Genomic DNA, 19,775 nt, shown 5'->3' on the forward strand with positions numbered 1-19,775 from the left:
CAACCCCAAACTCTCGAAATCACGTCAAGCCTTTGCCCTGCAGGACGCTGTCATGGACCGGATTGGGTGGATGATCGGCTTCCGACCGTGGTCGTGCTCGTGTCCGCGACAGCGGCTCAGGCGAGCGAGCCCGCGCGTCGCCCGATCACCATTCCCGCGGTCAGGCCGGAACCCGTAGGGTAGTTTCCGCTGAAGAGGCCCCCGAGCGTTTCACCGCACGCGAAGAGTCCCGGGATCGGCGCACTCGACTGATCAAGCACTCGGCCGTCAACGTCACCGCGAAGGCCGCCAAAGGTGAAACTGATTCCACAGGTCACCGGATACGCGTAGTACGGCGGCGTCTCGACCGCCGATGCCCAATTGCTCTTGACGGGCACCACCGACGCACTGCGGCCGTCCTTGATCGTCGGATCGAGCGGCTGGCTGGTGTTGATCGATGAGTTGAATTCGCGAACCGTCTGCACGAATCCGTCGACGTCGATGCCCACGGCCGCGGCAAGCTCTTCGACGCTGTCGGCGACGGTCGGGATGATCCCGGGCATCTCGTACTCGTACGCCGTCAGCATCGAGCGCGACTTCGCATCGAACACCTGAAACGCCATCGAACCCGGCTGTTCGAGGATCGGCTTGCCGTACTTTGCGTACGTATAGTTGCGAAAGTCGGCACCTTCGTCGAGAAAACGTTGACCCCGGCGGTTGACAACGATGCCGAGCGGATAGCCGTACCGGCTGAGTCGGTTCGTCAAGGCACGATTGCTTTCGTTCTCAGGAAATGAAGCGTCCCACGGAACACTATGGCAAGTCGACCAGTCGCCTCCACGATCTGCACCTATCTCCAGAGCCGCGCGGATCAGGTCGCCGGTGTTGTACGGCGTGCCACGCACCTTCGCGTGCTGCCACCCGTCTCCCAAGTAGCGCTGCCGCCATTGCGCATTTGCCTCGAAACCGCCACTGGCGATCACCACCGACTCAGCTGGAAGCTCCTGATCACCTATCCGAACGCCAACGACCGAACCGCCATCAGTCATGAGTCCTGTGACCGAGGAGCTGTAGTACACCTCGACTCCGAGTCGTGATGCGACCCGCTCGTGGTCCGACATCAGCCCAGGACCACCGTCGACGTTGCACACATGCGATCCACCCCAGAACACGAAGGCCCCATCGGGACGCTCGTGAGCTTGCCGCTCGTACATCAGCTGGAATCGCAGCCCCAATTCATGTAGCCAGCGGACCGCGTCACGCGAGCCTTCGACGACAGCCTCAGCGAGTTCCTTGTCGCCCCGCCCCTGGGTGACCCGCTCCAGATCGGCCAGGAACTCTGCTGCCGAGTACGGCGGCACCTCAGTACGCGCGTGGCGCTCATCAGGTTCGAGGACGTCGAGCAGGTCGTCGAGCCCGTCGTGCACCATCCGGGTCGAACCTATCGTGTAGTAGCTGTTCCCACCGGCATGCGCCCGCGGCGCCTTCTCCAGCAGCACCACGCGTCGCCCACGTTCGGCCGCGGCGTGAGCTGCGCAGTAGCCGGCGTTCCCCCCGCCCACCACAACAACATCCGCGTTGCGCATACCCACCTCGCCGTCGAAGGCTCACACCGAGCGTGCAGAAACCTGATCGCCCGCCCCTGGGACCGGCTCGGCGAGATCGTTACCCAAGGCGACGATGCGGTTGGCGGCATCGACGTGCACGACCTTGGGTTCGTAACCCTCCAGTTCGGAATCCTCGGCCAGCAAGAAGGACATGATTATCACCATGTCACCGGGGTGTATCAAGTGCGCCGCCGCGCCGTTGATGCAGATGCCTCCATCCCCAGCGGGCCCGTTTATGATGTACGTCTCGAGACGGGCACCGTTGGTGATGTCGACAACCTGCACCTTCTCGCCCTCAACCAGACCCGCGGCCCGCGCGAGGTCTTCATCCAGTGTCAGCGAACCCACGTAATGCAGGTCGGCCTGGGTGACGGTGGCTCGGTGAATTTTTCCGCCGAGGACTTCGCGAAGCATGTCTAGCTCCTCTGTGAATTGTGCGGGACGGTTCTGCGGAGTCAGTCGACTACGTGCGGGGTGCCCTGCCGTGCCTCGTACTTGGAAATGTGATCGCGCAACGACTTCGGGCGGATGTCGGTCCAGTGCTCGCCGATCCAATCGAGTACTTCCTGGCGCGGCCTGCCGTCGGGCTCGCCGTACACGATGCTCCAACCTTCTGGGACCGGCTTGAACGTCGGCCACAACGAGTGCTGCTCCTCGTGGTTGATCAGCGCGTAGAAGGAACCGTTGTCGTCGTCGAACGGGTTCTGGGCCATGAGTTGTGCTCCTCGGTAGTCGAACGCAGGATGTCGGCGGCGCGTATCGCTTTGTTGGACAGCAGGGATGAGGTCCCGCGCCAATGCTGGAGCCTGCCATCGAGGAAGATCCGTTCGGAAATGGCGGGGCGAAACCCGGTGGCGAAGGCGGCAGTGTCGGCCTCGAGCGCGCTCACCGCCCGTCGTCGCCTGGCGTGGACCTACGAACGCCACCCCGCGACCTCCGAAGCCGTGATTCAGCGAGTCGCGATCAACGCCATCACCCGACGCCTCGCCGGCGGGCGGGACACCATCCGCCGGCTGAAGCGCACCTTCACAACGGCAGGTTGATCTTCTCGAACACGCGCTCCCATAGTGGCCCGACGATAGCATCACCAACTTAGGTAAGCCTAGCCTGCAGCGTTGACCGCCCCCCGCCCTGATCGGTGCGGCGAGACGCCGAGGTGCCGTCCGAACAGGGGAAACGTGAACTTGTCGAAGGTTCCGCGCCGACGGTGGCGAGGCGATTGCCGACATCGACGTGCTGTGCCGCCAGACCGGGTACTCGGTGTGGCCGCCTCGCCCCGGCGGTGTGGCGGACGCTGGCGGAGGTCGCCGGTGGAAGGTTGAAGAAGATCGCCGCCCCGCGGGTTCGGGTCCGTCGCCTCGGCGACGACCGGGTGGAGCGTGAAGTGTGGGGGCCGCGCGCCGCGCGATCGGCTGCTGACGAGGGAGACGTGGGTCAGGCTTTCCCGGTCTCGCGTTCCTGATATTCGCGTGGCGAGATGCCGTGGAAGCGGGAGAAGGCGGCGGTGAAGGTCGGGAGGTGGCGGTAGCCGACGCGGAGGGCGACAGCACCGGGCTTCGTGCCGCCGGCCAGCAGGTCGCGGGCGATGCGCATGCGGGCCGCGTAACGCCAGCGGGTGAAGGTCATGCCGGTCTCGCTGCGAAAGGCCCGGTGGACCTCGGCGGGGACGTCGAACGCCGCCGATTCGCCTGATGCGTCGATGCGACGCAGGTAGTCCATCGCCGCCGCACGCGCACGCGGATCGATGGGCATCGGCACCGACAAGGCCCGCTGTGCGGCCACCTGTTCGGTGAACAGATCGACGATATGGCCCGGATCGTAGTCGTCCGGACGGAGGATGGAACGGGCGCTGATGGAGCAGTACATCAGATAGTCGTCCCAGGCCGGGGCGAACTGAACCTGTAGCGGCTCGGTCAGGCGCAGGTCGCCGGTGCCGGCGTTTCCGAGTGGCAGGGAGATGGAGTTCTCACGGATGCCGGTGGTGTGCTCCACGTCGGCCGGTATCCAGGTCGCGACGCCGCGCTGCCGTTCGAATCGGTGATCGCCGATATCGAGGTATCCGCTGCCGCGATACATCCAGCTGAGCACATGACTGTTGTTGGTGTGTGGGGGCGTGCGGGCAGCAGGCAGCAGGTCTGGCACCGTGGCGGAAGCGCCGTTGACGAGATCATCGGTCTGACGTGCCACGGTGGCGAATTCGGTCAGGTCAGCGGTTGCGGAGCCGGCGGAGAGCTTCCGGCTGAACTCGTGGGGAGTCGGTCCGAACTGCTGTTTGAACGCGCGAGTGAGGCCGTTGCGGCTGGCGAACCCTACTCGTGCAGCCACCTGGTCGACGTCATACCCCGACGCCAGGAGCTCCACCGCTGCGCTCAGTCGGCAGCGCAGCCGCCACTGCTCGAAGGTGAGCCCGCTGTCGGCGAGGAAGCCACGGCGCAGGGTCCGCGGGCTGGAGAGCACCCGTGCGGCCCACTCCGCGACGGTGAGATCGAGCGCTGGATCGCGAACCAGCTCCTCGGCCACGGCCCTAGCACCACGTGTTCTCGGCATCGTCGGCAGATCGAGCAGCGCCGAAGGCGCGGTGTTCCCGCTTCGCGCAGATGCGGACGGGCGCGAGCGGGAACGACGAAGGAGGTCGGTGATCCCGTCGTGGGAGTATCCGCGACCGCTGAACGGAGTGATCTGGAGGTTGAACTGCTGGATCAGCCAGTCCTGCCAGCTATCGGGAACCTCGAATCGCGTCGGTTCCGGCAACGACCCGGCACCGGGATGGGGCCACAGCGGGAAAGCGACGGTGCCCGGCTCGGTCGTGATCGCACGGTGGCTCCACCCGTCCGCGGGAATCCAGGCACCCTCTCCGGCGGTGAGGTGGAACGCCACAGCGTCGTCGATGCGCACGTGCGCCGTGCCGGTGCGGACCCAGATCAGCAGCGGACGGCGGGGATGTCCGGTCGAATCCGACCGCGCTCCCGGAACCGGCGGCGGGCCGCTCGTGCTCATGGGGGTCGGGAAGGAGCCCGTCACATCCTAACCGTACGGCAGTCTGCGCACACCATTGAAGGTGAGGGTTGCCTAGCCTCAGCGGTGGCCCTCCTGCCGAGGGTGGCGGGCGGCCTGGCCACCCTCGAAGCGATCGGAAGGGGCCGCTCTCACCATGCCGAAGACCTCACGCCGGCTCACCGTGCATCCACTGACCCTCCGCGAGGTCGAGGTCGTTCGGGTGGAGGACCTCACACCGGGGATGCGGCGGATCACGCTGGCCGGCGCGCAGCTTCGCGAGTTCACGTCGCCGAACGGATTCGCGCAGCCCGCGTTCGACTCATCCGGCTTCGACGACGACATCCGGCTGGTGTTCTGCTACCCCGGCCAGACCGAGCCGGTGCTGCCGGTGCAGAAGGAGAAGGGCTTAGACCTGCCGAGGAATCCCCGGCCGTTGTCGAAGGTCTACACGGTCCGTCGGTGGGACCCCGAAGCCGGCGAGCTGGATGTCGATTTCGTCAAGCACGGCATCGGCGTCGGCACCACCTGGGCCTACCGCACCCGGCCCGGCGACCGCATCCATCTCTACGGCCCCTCTGCATCCCGGGCGCTCCCGCACGATGCAGGTTGGCTCCTGGTCGCCGGCGACGACACGGCGATCCCCGCGATCGCCCGCTTGCTCGACGAGTTGCCTGACGACGCGCGGGCGCAGGTGTTCATCGAGGTCGCCGACGATGCTCACCGACCGGAACTGCGGGCGCTGCCGCACGTCGACGTGACCTGGCTGGTGCGCGACGGCGCCGAGGCGGGCACGACCACCCTCCTGCGGGACGCGGTCAAGAACAGCGAGTGGGGGGAAGGCCGCCCGTTCGCATGGCTCGCCGGGGAGCACACCGCCGTGCGAGACCTGCGCCGCCACCTGGTCGAGGACCGAGGCCTGCCGAAGGAGGACATCGAGTTCACCGGCTACTGGCGTCGCGGCGAGGCCGTCGCCCTGGAGACCGACAAGGCGGTGCCCGACCCCGAGAAGACGGTCACCCCGTTCGAGAAGCTTCATGATCTGACCGAGTTGATCCCGCCGATCGCGATCCGCACCGCCGTCGAGCTGGACATTCCCGAGCTGATCTCCCGCGGCGTCACCGGCGTCGCGGACCTGGCGATCAAGACGGCTGCCGACGAGCGGGCGCTGGGCAAGCTGCTGCGCTACCTGCACGCCCTGGACGTGCTGACCGAGACCGAACCGGGCCACTACCTCCTGACAGCGATCGGTGAGGTCCTGACCGTCGAGTTCGTCGCGGGCGCCTTGCACCCGGCTGGGGTGGTGGGGCGCGAGATGCTCGGCATCTACGGGCTCACCGAGTCGATCCGCACCGGCCGGGCCTCCTACGCCTCCGTCACGGGCCGGACCTTCGCCGAGGTGCGCGCCGAACAGGACTACGAGGACCGCTACCTGGAACGCCTGGCCAAGTTCCAGCCCGCGCTGGCGGAGCCGATCGCGAACTCCGATCTGCTCGCCGGAGTCCGGCATCTGGTGATCCACTCCGGCGGCGCCGGTGCCCAGGCCCGGGAGTTCGTCGCCGCTCACGACAGCCTGCGCGTGACGATCTGCGCGTTGCCTGCACAGGCCGACTGGCTGCGCCGTGACCTGCCCGCCACCATCCCCGACGAGCAGCAGCGTGCGCGGGTCAGCGTGGTCGATCAGTCCGTCTTCGAGCCCAGCCCAGCCGCCGACGCCGTGTTCATCAGCCGTGCCTTCAAAGCCCTACCCGACCCGGATGCCGTCCACGCCCTCCGCCGAGCATCCGAGAACCTCCTCCCCGGTGGCCGCGTGCTGCTGATCGAGGAGACCTTCGACACCGACGACCTCGACGAGCACGACGGCGAAGCAGACCTTCTCGCCCTGACCTGCCACGGCTCCGGCCTCCGCACCGACGCCGAGCTCGATGCCGTCATCACCCGGGCCGGACTCGTCCGCAACACGATTCACGCCGTCGGCTGGGGCACCCGCATCCACGAACTCGTACCCGCCAACGCCCGTTGACTCCCATGAGACGGACCGACCCTGCTGGGCTTGGCCGGGGACTGCTGACCCGGTGGTTGCCGGTGCTCGGTCAGGCACCCACCCAGCCTCCGAGGGTGCGCCCGTTCGAGGTCGAGAGCGGGGACACACCAGGCCGGTTCCTGGCGCGGGTGATCTTCTCGATCCCGCGGATCACAGTCCCGGCGATGGGGCTGGCGATCGTGTGGCAGGTCGGCGAGTCCGCGGTCCCGGTCGTGACGGGGCTCGCGGTCGACCGAGCCATGGCCACCGGCGACACCGGCCAGCTGCTGCTGTGGATCGGAGTGCTGGTGGCCCTGTACGTCGCCTTGACGATGGCGGCCAGGCTCACCAACCGGCTGAACGTCTACGCGCTGCAAATGCTGCAACACCGGCTACGGGTCACCCTTTCCACCCAGGTGCTCCACCCCGTCCACGGAACCATCCGAACCCCGGACGGTGATGTGGTCTCGACCATGACCAACGACGTCGGCCGCCTGGCCAACGCCGGTCTGCTCACGACCCTGCCGATCTCGAGAATCGCGTCCATCGGGTTCATCGCCACCTCACTGCTGGTCGCCCACTGGCTCCTCGGCGTCCTGGTGCTCGTCGGCGCACCACTGGTGGTGTGGCTGATGGGGATGCTCAGCAAGCGACTCTCCCACAGCACCCGCGTGTATCAGGGGCTGCTGGCTGCCACCATCGGGCGGGCCACCGACCTGGTCGCCGGCTACCGAGTGATCAAAGGAATACACGCCGAAACCGAAGCAACCCGACGCTACGAACAAGCCAGCCAGGAAACCCTGGACGCTGCGAAACGCAACGCCGGGCTGCTGGGCAGGTTCCAGGTGGTCTCCGGCCTGGTCAACGGCACCTTCGTCGCCGCCGTGACCGGGTTGGCGGGCTGGGTCGCGGTTGACGGCCAGTTGAGCATCGGCGGACTGATCACCACGGTCGGCCTCACCCAAGCACTGCTACCGCAGATCCAAGGGATCGCAGGCATCTCCATCCCCAACCTCGCCAGTGGCCTCGCCTCGGCCGCACGCATTCTCGACACCCTCGACAGCACCCGCGACGTGGAGTCCGGACCGGACGGGCCGATGCGACCAGGTAGTGCGACGCCGCCCACGCTCGACGTGTCCGCGCCGGACGCCCACCTGTTGGACATCTGCGTGTCCGGCGCGACGCACCGGGTCGAGCCCGGCGAGCTGGTGGGGGTACGTGCTGATGCCCGGACCGCGGCCCGAATCACCGACGCGCTCCTCAACCCGCACGACGACCGCCATGTGGCCATACGCCTCGGCGGGCACCCGGCGAATGAGCTGACCCCGGCGGAATACCGGTTGCAGGTGACCGTCGCACCACATCGGACGACATTGTTCACCGGCACGATCCGCGACAACCTCATCACTCCCACCAGTGCACCCGACCAGCTGAACACAGCGCTCGAGGCTGCCGCATGTGAGGACTTCGCCACCGATCTGGACGGCCTGGTTGGGGAGAACGGCAACCTGCTCTCCGGTGGCCAGCGTCAGCGGGTTGCGCTCGCCCGCGCCCTCGCCACCGACGCACCCGTACTGGTGCTGCACGATCCGACCACCGCCGTGGACTCGGTCACCGAACAGGCCATCGCCGACCGGCTACGGGGCGTGCGGGAGGGGCGCTCGACCTTGGTGATCGCCTCGTCGCCAGCGCTGCTCGGCTGCTGCGACCGCGTCATCGACCTGCACACCGACAAGGCGGCACTCGAGGAGGCCGCGGCGCTGTGACCACGACATCAGAAGCGCGGCCGGCCTCAGCGACCGAGCTCGGCCTGCCAGTCGCGAACGGCCGACACACCGTTCGGGAGGTATGGCGGCTCAGCCGCGGCCACCGCGCCACGCTCATCGCGGTCGTGGTGTTGGGGATCGCCAGCACTGCCATCAACCTGATTCCGCCGTTCGTGGTCGGGGTTCTCATCGACCGGGTTCACGCCGGCACCGCCGACCTCGGCACCGTGCTGACGGTCACCGCGGTGATGGGGGTTTCGGCGGTCGTCGGAGCGGGCGGGACCGCGGGCACGACCGTGCTGGCCACCCGGCTCTACCAGACCGTCCTCGCCAGGCTGCGCGAACAACTGGTGGGCCGCGCGCTGGCGCTCCCGCAGCATCGCGTGGAGCGTGCCGGCAGCGGAGACCTGATCTCCCGAACCAGCGATGACGTCACCACCGTCGCTGATGCCGCTCCGGCGGTCACCGAGGTGCTCACCGTCACCGTCTTCACCATCATCGTGTCGTTGGGCGGCCTGGTGGTGTTGGAGTGGCCGTACGCTGCCGCGTTCGTCATCGTCCTGCCGGTCTACGCGATGGCGATGCGCTGGTACCTGCGGACCGGACCGCATGTGTATCGCGCCGAACGGGCAGCGATGAGTGCACGAGCCCAGCAGATCGTTGAATCCCAACGGGGCTATGCGACGGTAGTGGGGTTCGGACTCGGCGAACAACGCCACGACGCCGTCATGGACGCCTCCTGGGGCGTCGCGATCCAGACGCTGCGGGCCCGCACCGTGCAAAGCATGTTCAGCGCACGCCTCAACCTCGCCGAATGCCTGTCACTGGCCACCGTCCTCGTCACCGGATTCCTGCTCATCCAGCACGGTTCCTCAACCGTGGGTGGTGCCACCACCGCATTGCTGCTCGTGCTGCGGCTGCTCGGGCCGATCAACCAGCTGCTGTTCGTCATCGACACCATCCAGTCCGCCGCCGCATCCCTCAATCGCATTGCCGGCATCACCACCATTCCCGATGCCGAAGCCGGAGAACCAGGGACGACAGGGGACACCACGGTCCGACTCCGCGAGGTTGCGTTCCACTACGGGGACGGTCCGCGCGTGCTGGATGACATCACCCTCGACATCCCCGCCGGTGAGCATGTGGCCGTCGTCGGTGTCTCCGGGGCGGGCAAGACCACGCTCGCGGCCGTGATCGCCGGCATCCATCCACCCGGGGCCGGGACCGTGACCCGCCCCGAACCGACAGCGGTGATCACCCAGGAGGTGCATGTCTTCGCGGGGACCATGCGGGACAACCTCACCCTTGCCGCGTCCGGCGCAAGCGACCAGGAAATTCGTGCAGCGCTCGAAGCAACGGGCGCCGCCGCGATCGTCGACCTCTTCCCCGACGGGCTGGACACAGCCGTGGGCTCCGGTGGGCATCAGCTCACCGACGCCCAAGCACAACAGATCGCGCTGGCGCGACTACTGCTGGTCGGTCCCGAGCTGGCGATCCTCGACGAAGCCACCGCCGAGGCCGGCTCCACCCACGCGGAAATGCTCGACCGGGGCGCCGAGGCGGCTCTGCGTGGGCGGACCGGGTTGGTGATCGCCCATCGGCTTTCCCAAGCCGCGGCATGTGACCGGGTCGTGGTGATGAGGCACGGCCGGATCATCGAGATCGGAACACACGACGAGCTGGTTGCCGCCGGTGGTGTGTATGGCGGGTTGTGGGCGGCGTGGCGGAAGGGTCAGTCCCTCGGTGGCGCGAGCGGGTCGGAATGACTCGACCGCACGAGCCTGACGGGGCAAGGACGCCTACCGGATCTACGAGTCGAGAGTTTGGGGTTGTATCTCCGTGACGAGTGTTGATCGTGTGGAGTTGACTGCGAGCCAGCGTGGTAATTGGGCGGCCTTGGGTTTGGCTCCGGGGTCGTCCGTGTTCGGTGCTGGTCAGTTGATCTGGCTGGATGGCCCGATCGACGTGGCTGGGTTCGCGGCTGCTGTCGGCACGGTCTTCGCGGAGACGGACGCGTTGCGTGTGTGTTTCGAAGACGATGATGGTGTCCCTTTTCAGTGGGTCGACACGTCGAAGATTCTCGACACGGAGGTCGTGGATGCCGGCCACGACGACGACCAGGTGCGGGCGATGGCACGGCAGCAACTCGTGGAGATGCCGCTGCACTCCCCAGCGCCGTCGACGTGTTCGACGCTGGTCCGTCGCAAGTCCGGGACGTGGGCGTGGCTGCTCACGTCCAATGTCCTGCTGATCGATGGTTACAGCATCTCGCTGTTCATCCGTCGGGTCGCCGAGGTCTACTCGGCGGCGCAGGTGGACGGTGCGGTGCCGGCCCGGTGGTTCGGCAGTTTGAAAGACGTCGTGGATGCCGCGAATCTGGGGCCTGAGCTCGATACGAGTCTGGGATATTGGCGAGGCGTGCTCGGCATCGAGTCCGTTGAACGAGACGACTCCGTAGGCGATCTTTCCGAGGTTTTCGAGTTCTCGTACCGGCCGAATAGCGTTCCGGTTCGCGGTGAGACCTACGCGCAGATCCAAGAGCTCGCACGGCAGGCAGGGGTCTCCTGGGCTGATTTCCTGATCGCGGTGTGGGGTGTCTACACCGGCTTCGTGGAGGGCCACGACTACATCGCCGTCCGGGTGCCCATGATGCTGCGCGACAGCCGTGAATCCCTGAGGACGCCGAGTGCGATCTCGAGGGCCACCCCGGTCGTCGCCACGATCAACCCCTACCACACCCTCACGGACATCCTCGAGATCGTCGCGGACCAGCTGAAGACCTCCCGCCACCACACCTTTGTCGAAGATCACCAGATCGCCCGCATGTGGCCGGGCAGCCAAACCTCATACCTCCAACTGCCCACGATCAACATCAGGGTCTTCGAACCGATGCGACGCATGGGTGACGTGGTCGCGGTCGGAGAGACGATCAGCCCAGGCCCGGTCGGATCACTCGACCTCGCGGTGTACCGGGATCCGGACTCCGGCCTCCGGATGGAGTTGTCGGCGGATTCGGGCGCCGGTGATTCGCTCGTGCACGCCGAGAGGTTCAGCCGCCTTCTCAACGCCGCGATCAGCGGGCCTCCTACTCGAACGCTGTACGAGTTGCTCGCCGGGCTGACGCTGGATCCTGATGGTCCGGCGTCGCGGTGGTCCTGGGGCGAGGTACGTGATGTTGCGCCGGCGACGCTGGACGGGTTGATGCGTGCGCGGGTCGCGGCCGATCCGGACGCGGTCGCGCTGATCGCCGCGGACGGCATCGAGCTGACGTATCGGGAGCTGGATGCGCGGGTCAACGCGCTCGCGCAGTTGCTGATCGGTCAAGGCGTGGGTGTGGGGGACCGGGTCGCGGTCGCGTTGCCGCGGTCGGTGGATCTGGTGGTCGCGCTCGCCGGAGTGATCCGCGCCGGAGCGGCGTATGTGCCGATTGATCCGGGTTATCCCGCCGAACGTGTCGGGCACATTGTTGAGGACGCCGCACCGCGTGTGGTGATTGCCGACCAACACACCGCTGATGTGTTCGGTCGCGTGTTGGGCGAGCACCCCGTGCGAGTACTACGACTCGACAACCACGACGTGCAGCAATGCTTGGCCACTGGCGAGGAAGCTGCGCCGGTTCTGGCGCGGCCGTTGAACGAGCTCGACGCTGCTGTGGTGATATTCACGTCGGGAACGACGGGCCGTCCGAAGGGTGTCACCGTTCCGCATCGTGCGCTGGTCAGCCGTCTCGCATGGGGCGAGCGGATGCTGGGGTACGGCGCGGGCAGTGTGGCGTTGTCGAAGAGTGGCGTGGGCTTCGTTGATGCCGTGACCGAGCTGTTCGGGCCACTCACCGCGGGTGCGAGGGTTGTGCTCGTCAGTGATGAGGTTGCCCGGGATGCGGCTGGTCTGCTCGAGACGGTTCAGCAGCATGGTGTTACGCATTTGCTGAGCGTGCCGAGTTTCGCCGACGTCTTGGCGCGCCAGGATGGTGCGGTGCGGTCGTTGGCGTCGCTGCGGTACTGGGTTTCGTCCGGTGAGGCGCTCGGTTCGGGCACGGTGAACGCGTCGCGGGATGTAGCGCCGCAAGCGGTGCTGGTGAACTTCTATGGTTCGACCGAGGTCACCGGCGATGGCACGGCAGCCGTCATCGCTGAGACGGATCACCCGCATATTGGTGGGCCGGTGTCGAACACGTCGGTGCGTGTTCTTGATTCGTGGTTGCGGCCGGTGCCGGTGGGTGTTGCCGGTGAGTTGTATGTGGGTGGGTTGCAGCTGGCGGATGGCTATGCGGGTCGTGCGGGTTTGACTGCGGGCCGGTTCGTGGCTGATCCGTTCAGTTCTGATGGTGCGCGTCTGTACCGCACGGGTGATGTGGTGCGGTGGAACTCCCGCGGACAGCTCGAATACCTGGGCCGCTCGGATGATCAGGTGAAGATTCGTGGGTTCCGGATCGAACTTGATGAGGTGCGTGCTGTGCTGGAGTTGCATCCGGTGGTGTCGGGTGCGGCGGTCATCGCATCGGATCACCCGGCCGGCGGGAAGTTCCTTGCGGCGTATGTGACCGCGCCCGCTGATGATGCGGCGTTGTTCGACAGTCTGCGTGAGCATGTTGCGAGGCGGGTGCCCGAGTACATGGTCCCGGCTGTGTTCGTGCGCCTGGACGCGTTCCCACTCACGGCCAACGGGAAACTGGATCGTCGCGCGTTGCCCGCCCCGGACCTGGTCTTGGGTGCTGCTGGGGGGCGCGCACCGGACACTGTCACCGAGGTCGCGCTTGCGGGGATCTTCCGTGAGGTGCTACGGATCGGTGACGATGTCGAGCTGGGTGTGGAGGATGATTTCTTCCGTCTTGGCGGGCACTCGTTGTTGGCGACGAGAGTACTCGCGCGGGCGAACGCACGACTCGGGTCTCAGCTGAGTTTGCGGGCGGTATTCGATCATCCGAGCATCGAGGCGCTGGCGCGGGTCGTCGACGAGTCCGCTGATACCGCTGAAATCTCGACGGTCCGGGTCGGTGACCTACCACGCCCGGCCGTGCTACCGGTCTCGTACGGACAACAAGCACTATGGCTGACGGAACAGATCGCGGGCAGAGCGATCTATCGAACAGCGCTCGTGATGGAGTCGCACGAATGCCTGGATCCGCATGCCCTGGCGACGGCCGTAGGCCACGTTGTTGCACGTCACGAGATCCTTCGGACACGCTTCGTGCTCGACGAGGGCTCCTCGTCGCTTCACCAGGTCGTTCACGAACCGCCGGATCGCCACACGAATCCGGTGCCCGTTGAGTTGCTGGAACCCGATCGGCTCAACAAGAGAATTGTAGAGATCCTCGCAGAGTCGACGAACTACATCTCAGAGTTTCCGCTGGATTTCCACCTTCTGCGTCATGCCGGGGGTGATGTGCTCATCGTTCGCGGCCACCATATAGTGACCGATGAGCGCTCCTTCGCCATCCTCGCCGACGAGTTGAACGAGTTCTATATCGAAGCGCTCGCCGGCCGAACCATCAGGCGGAGGCCACTTACTGTCCAGTACGCCGATTTCGCGATCTGGCAACATCAGGTTCTGGGTGACAAGAGCGATGCGGAGTCCGTCTACAGCGCGGACCTGCAGTACTGGAAGACGATGCTAGCGGGCCTTCCGGTGGAGACCCCTCTGCCGCTTGATCACCCTCGCGCCGAATCTGAAGAACGAACCTCCTTGCCTACCGCCCTCGAGCTCACGCGCGAGGAGACGGCTATCGTTGACAGTCTTCTGCTCGAACACAAGGCAACGCCGCTCCAGGCGTTGGTCACGGCCTTGTCGTTGGCGCTGTGGGATGAAGGGGCCGGCCCGGTCGTGCCTATCGGCACCCCGATCAGCCTGCGTGACCAGCCGGAGTTGAACGACCTCATCGGCTACTTCGTGAACACGGTCGTCGTGCGCGCCGATATCGACATGGACGCCGGATTCTCGCATATGTTGCTGCGATCACGTGATCGGGTGCTCGAAGCCAGCGAACACAAGCTCGTTCCGTTCGAGAGCGTCGTCGAGGCCGTCAACCCACGCCGGGAAGCGGGAATCAGTCCGCTCTTCCAGGTGATGGCGGCCTATGTGGACCCTCCCGGAGCGAACCTCGCCGAGGGTGCCCCCCTCGTTCCGTACATTCCGGTCGGTGCGGATGGCAAGACGAGACCGCGGCCGGCGATGTTCGATTTGATATCGGGCATCCAGCGACTCGAGAACGGAACCGTGAAGATCAGTTTGAACTCGGCGCGGGAGCTGTTCTCAGCCGAGTCGACGATGCGGCTGCTGCAGGGCGTGAGGCGCTTCCTCACGCTTGGTACTCGATACCCAGAGCTGCCGGTCAAGCTTCTCTCCCAGATCGTTCATGCTGGAGTCGAGAATCGAACCGGCGTCCCGCACGACGTCGACGGTGCCCGCGCCTTCCGCCTGCCGCTCACAGACTTCGACCCGCGTGAGTCGTCGCTCTGGCGCGCAGCGACCGAGCACGCTGGACGCGTCGTGCTGGGGGAATCGAGCTCCATGCGGTTGGAGGTCCGCGGTGACGGCGGCGGTGAGCTGGTTGCCGAGACCAGCAACCCCGAGCTGCTGGATGCGGTGAGGGCGACGCTCGGCGAGCTGGTCACCGCGTACCGCGCGCACATCCCGATGGTGATGGTCGCACCTCCACCCGTCATCGCTGATCACAACGACGACGAACTGACGGCAATTCTCGGTGATCAGTTCTGGGAAGATTGGGTGGATCAGCTCGCCGACTCGGACGCCACCGTGCTTCCGAGGCGCGGCGACAGGGCGGCGTCGGAAGCGTGGAGCGCCTCGGCCGGCCGAGCGGCCTCCACCACCGACAACGCTTCCCTGCGGTCCATAGTGCTGACGGCCGTGGCCAAGGCGTTGGTCGGGACGGTCGAGGGCGATCTGCTCGTGGAACTCCGCGAGTCCGACGGTCCGCTGTGGACGCGTCGATTCCCCGTGTTGCTCGATCATGGCGACGCCGGGTCCCACAGATCGACTGGTGTCGTTGGACTGAGCCCGGAGCGAGCGGCCGAATACACCTCGATCGCCGGACACACTCGCCTCAACCGCTTCTTCGACGATCTGCCGATTCCGCGGATACGGGTAGGCGTGTTCCGTAGCGAAGCGGCTTTGATCACCGATGCGGTTGGGGGTGTCGGCGCACCGGAAGAGGGCCTCGGTATCCATGTCCTCGTGGCGGGGAGCGGACCCGATGACTATGCCGTCCGCGTCTGGGTGGAGTCGGCGCACGGGGTTGATGTGGACACGTATGCGTTGGCCGCCGCCGTCGCCGATGAGATCGGCCGAGCCGGAATCCCCGTCGACGGCCACGAGCGTCGGGACGTACTCACTCTGCGTCGCGCCGACCGCGTCGCGCTGTCGCCCATGGAAGAAGAATCGATCCGCGCCCGCTACGGGTACGACGCGCAGATCCTTCCGCTCGCGCCGCTGCAGCGCGGATTGTTCTATCACCTGTTGCGGTCCCGGGAGTCCGACGACCACAACACATATGTCTCTCAGGTCACTCGGCTGATTGCGGGAGACCTCGATCCCGAGCGGATGACGGCGGCCATCGCCATAGCGATGGACAGGTACCCGAACCTCAAGGCAGCGTTCATCCCATCCGGAGACGCGCAGGTGATCTCATCCGGCGTCGACGTTCCGGTACGGGTGATCCGACTGGATGAGTGGTCCGCCCGAGGGGTTGATGTGGAGCAGTTCCTGACGGCCGAGCGGCGTGAGCCGTTCGACTTCGAGGAGCCGCCGCTGATCCGGTTCACCCTGCTCGAGCACGATCACGAGGCGTGGACGCTGGTCATGAGTTTCGAGCACATCCTGCTGGATGGATGGTCCATCAACGCACTCCTTGCGGAGATCCTCAGCATCTACGCTGATCCTGGATATGTCGAGCGGGTGCGACCGTCGTCGTTCCACTCCTACCTGGAGTGGGTGGACGACCAGGATCCGGATGCTGCCTACCGTGCTTGGGACGACTATCTTGCGGAACTGACCGGCCCAACGTTGCTGTGCCCTGACTTCGTCGACCTCGGTGACGGGCAGGGCGAGACGGGAGATCTTCACCTCGATCTCGATCCCGCAGCGGCCGCAGCGATATTCGATGCCGCGCGAGATGCCAATGTCACGGTGGGAACATTGCTGCAGAGCGCCTGGGGGATCACCCTCGGCCGGCTCGCCGGCAGCGATGACGTTGTATTCGGCAACACTGTTTCTGGTCGGCCTCCGTCTTTGCCGGACGCTGACCGAATCATCGGTCTGCTGTTCAATACAGTCCCGATGCGGGTGAGTCTGACGCCGTTCGAAACGAGTCGGCAGCTGCTTGCCCGGGTCCAGTCCGAGCAGCTGCTCGTCATCGACCATCCGCAAGCCTCGCTGACGCAGATCCAGTCCAACTCGGGATTTGCCAACCTGTTCGACACGTTGTTCGTGGTGCAGAACATCCCGTACGGTAGGCCGGCAGTGCAGGGCACGGCCGGGCTGCAGGTCGTTGGCGGAGAGGTTGACGACGCGACCCACTACCCGGTGACGTTCGCCGTGAACCCGTGGGAACACGATGGTGAGGCCGCCCTGCACGTGCGCCTGTCCTACCGTCGAGACACGTTTGACGCAGGCACCGCCGAGCGGATGCTCGAACGCTACGCACAGGTACTCGTTTCTCTCGCTCGCCGGCTTGACGAGCCCGTTGGCGAGTTGTCCGCGCTGTTGCCGGACGAGACCGCTCCGCACACGGGTACAGCCGCTGATCTCATCCGCGACATCGAGCCGGTCACGGTCGCCGAGTTGCTGCATCGCCAGGTGCGGCTGTCTGGCTCGAGCACGGCGCTTGTCGCCGGGGAACGTCTGTTCACATTTGCGGAGTTCTTCGCCAAGGTGAATTGCTACGCCCGGCTTCTGCTCGAGGCGGGGGTACGTCCGGAGCATCGGGTTGCGCTTCTGCTGCCGCGTGATGAGCGCATGGTCATCGCGATGTTCGCGGTGTTCTCGGTCGGAGCCGCCTACGTCCCCGTGGACAGTGAGCTGCCCGACGAACGGATCGGCTACATGCTCGGTGTCGCCGAACCCACCGTCACTCTGGTCACCCACCGCGACGCGGACCGGATCGCGGCCACCGCCGGGCGGATGGTCAACCTTGACTCCGCGGCGACGTTGGATCGCCTCGCGCGAATCGGTACAGACCCGATCACGGCAGCGGAACGCGGCGGGGACGTCTCGCTGGACAACCTCGCGTACATCATCTTCACCTCGGGAACGACCGGACGGCCCAAGGGCGTCGCCGTCGGCTACCGCGGACTGACGAACATGTACTTCAACCACGTGGAGAAGATCTTCGGTCGGGTGGTGAACCACCAGCGCGGAAGACGGCTGCGGATCGCACACACGACGTCCTTCTCATTCGACGCGTCATGGGAGCAACTGTTCTGGCTGCTGGACGGGCACGAAGTCCACGTCATCGACGAGGAGATGCGACGCGATCCGCAGCGGCTGCTGGCCCACTATGACGAGATGCGCATCGACGGGTTCGATGTGACACCGTCCTACGGGCAGATGCTGGTCGAAGAAGGGCTGCTGGAGCGGGACCGGCCGGCCGGACGGTCGGTGTCATCCAATGCCGCCGGTGTCGTCTTCGTCTCTCTCGGTGGCGAAGCCGTTCCCGACCGGCTGTGGCAACAGCTGCGCGACGCACCCGGCGTGGAGTCGTACAACCTCTACGGACCTACCGAGTACACCATCAATGCCCTCGGTGCCGATCTGGCAGACAGCGCGACATCGAGTGTCGGAACGCCAATCTTCAACACCCGGGCATACATCCTCGACGAGAACCTGCAACCCACCCTTCCCGGTGTCGCCGGGGAGCTCTACCTCGCCGGCGAAGGAACCGCACGCGGGTACTGGGTCCAGGCGTCGCTGACCGCCGAACGCTTCGTCGCCTGCCCGTGGGAAGCAACGGAACGGATGTATCGCACAGGAGATCTCGCCCGGTGGAACGACGACGGGATGATCGATTACCTCGGTCGCGCCGACGAGCAGATCAAGATTCGAGGTTACCGCATCGAACCGGACGAGATCCGGGCGGTAGTGCAAGCATTCCCCGGGGTAGCGCGTGCCGAAGTGCTCGCGGTCGAACATCCCACCGGGCTTCAGCTGGCTGCCTATTACAGCGTTACCACGGACCGCGACATCAGTGAGTCGTTGCGTAGCCATCTGGCCACCTACCTGCCTGACTACATGGTCCCGGCATCGCTGATGCCCGTGGAGTCCTTCCCCCTCACCCCGACAGGGAAGCTGGATCGTCGAGCGTTGCCTGTGGCTGACGTGGTTGCGTCCGGAGCCGGCACCGGCCGGGCCCTCGAGTCGGGCACAGAGTTGGCGTTGGCCGCGATATTCCGTGACGTGCTCGATCTCGATGAGGACCTGGTCTTGGGCGCCGGAGACGACTTCTTCCGGCTAGGCGGGCATTCGCTCGCAGCAATGCGGCTTGCCTCGCAGATGAACAGTGCGTTCCCCGTGGACATCGCAATGAGGGATGTCATCACCGCCTCGACGATCGACGAACTGAGTTCGATCGTCGAGACACGGTTGCGGCCGGAGGCAGATGTTGACGTCGACATCACCGCCATCGCGACCGTGCTCCAACAGTCCCAGAACGGGCGCTACCTGTTCTGTGCACATGCGAAGTACGGATATTCCTCGCCGTACTCGACGTTGTCGGAGTACGTGCCGGTCGGTCTGGGCCTCGTCGGACTGGACGACCCGGCCCACGCCGGGATCGACGTCGAGTTCGCCGATATCGATGACCTCGCCTCGACATACGCCGATGCGATCCAGCGCCTACAGCAGAACGGGCCTTACGACCTGCTGGGATGGTCGTTCGGCGGGCACATCATGTTCGCCGTTGCCCGCGAACTGACTTCGCGAGGTGAGGCAGTCTCCACCTTGACCATCGTGGACACCGCACCGACAAGCAACCACAGCGGGACTGACCTCGTGACACGAGATCGGTCCACCGACTCGGCACGTGAGGAATTGGTCAACGTGCTTGGCGCAGACACCGCGAATGAGATATTGTCGGATAAGAAGCAGCTTGCCGCGATCACAGCGGCAGGAAGCCGGTGCGAAGTCATGATGTCTGAACCCACCCGAGGGCATCTCGATCTCCGCGCGTTGGTGATCGCGTCAAACACGGTGGGTCGACGCCGTGCATCGGAGGCCGATCTCCACGGCCGGGAGCGCTGGCGCAGTCATTTGCCCAACTCGTCCGTCATCGTGATCGACGACGAGAACCACTATTCGCTGATGCGGGGTGACTCGGGCGTGCCGAAGTGGGGCCCACAGCTCGAGCTTCTTCTGACGGAAAATGTCACGACGAGCAAGGATGTGCGATGACCC

General features: G+C 65.8%; 9 protein-coding genes. 5 read left to right on the forward strand and 4 right to left on the reverse strand.

Annotated elements, in window-relative coordinates; translation table 11 throughout:
* Positions 1-116: 116 nt before the first annotated feature.
* The 3 genes from tcuA to K1T35_RS06570 are packed head-to-tail and all read right to left on the reverse strand — an operon-like array spanning position 117 to position 2,299.
* On the reverse strand, positions 117-1,565 hold the full coding sequence (gene tcuA / locus K1T35_RS06560) for an FAD-dependent tricarballylate dehydrogenase TcuA (RefSeq protein WP_255621639.1): 1,449 nt from the start codon (positions 1,563-1,565) through the stop codon (positions 117-119).
* Positions 1,566-1,586: 21 nt separating this feature from the next.
* Positions 1,587-2,000: an aspartate 1-decarboxylase gene (panD, locus tag K1T35_RS06565; protein WP_220259270.1), complete on the reverse strand. Its 414-nt coding sequence runs from the start codon at positions 1,998-2,000 to the stop codon at positions 1,587-1,589.
* A 41-nt stretch (positions 2,001-2,041) separates the two neighbouring features.
* Positions 2,042-2,299, reverse strand: a complete 258-nt coding sequence (locus K1T35_RS06570) for an MbtH family NRPS accessory protein (protein WP_220259271.1) — start codon at positions 2,297-2,299, stop codon at positions 2,042-2,044.
* Between the two features lie 30 nt (positions 2,300-2,329).
* Between K1T35_RS06570 and K1T35_RS06575 the strand changes: the two genes are divergently transcribed.
* On the forward strand, positions 2,330-2,629 hold the full coding sequence (locus K1T35_RS06575; RefSeq protein ID WP_220259272.1) for a hypothetical protein: 300 nt from the start codon (positions 2,330-2,332) through the stop codon (positions 2,627-2,629).
* A gap of 391 nt (positions 2,630-3,020) precedes the next feature.
* Here the strand turns inward: K1T35_RS06575 and K1T35_RS06580 are convergent, their stop codons facing one another.
* A complete protein-coding gene (locus tag K1T35_RS06580; RefSeq protein WP_220259273.1) occupies positions 3,021-4,607 on the reverse strand; it encodes a helix-turn-helix domain-containing protein in 1,587 nt (528 codons plus the stop codon).
* A gap of 130 nt (positions 4,608-4,737) precedes the next feature.
* On the opposite strand from K1T35_RS06580, the gene K1T35_RS06585 reads away from it, so the two are divergent.
* From K1T35_RS06585 to K1T35_RS06600, 4 genes are all read left to right on the forward strand, one after another.
* Positions 4,738-6,603 (forward strand): siderophore-interacting protein, encoded by a 1,866-nt coding sequence (locus K1T35_RS06585; RefSeq protein ID WP_220259274.1) that lies wholly within the window; start codon positions 4,738-4,740, stop codon positions 6,601-6,603.
* A gap of 185 nt (positions 6,604-6,788) precedes the next feature.
* Positions 6,789-8,369: an ABC transporter ATP-binding protein gene (locus tag K1T35_RS06590; RefSeq protein ID WP_255622540.1), complete on the forward strand. Its 1,581-nt coding sequence runs from the start codon at positions 6,789-6,791 to the stop codon at positions 8,367-8,369.
* A 125-nt stretch (positions 8,370-8,494) separates the two neighbouring features.
* Positions 8,495-10,135: an ABC transporter ATP-binding protein gene (locus K1T35_RS06595; protein WP_255621641.1), complete on the forward strand. Its 1,641-nt coding sequence runs from the start codon at positions 8,495-8,497 to the stop codon at positions 10,133-10,135.
* Positions 10,136-10,226: 91 nt separating this feature from the next.
* Positions 10,227-19,772, forward strand: coding sequence for a non-ribosomal peptide synthetase (locus tag K1T35_RS06600; protein WP_220259277.1), 9,546 nt, complete (start codon positions 10,227-10,229; stop codon positions 19,770-19,772).
* The last annotated feature ends 3 nt before the right edge of the window (positions 19,773-19,775 follow it).

Source organism: Pseudonocardia sp. DSM 110487 (assembly GCF_019468565.1).
In the GTDB taxonomy this organism is placed as follows: domain Bacteria; phylum Actinomycetota; class Actinomycetes; order Mycobacteriales; family Pseudonocardiaceae; genus Pseudonocardia.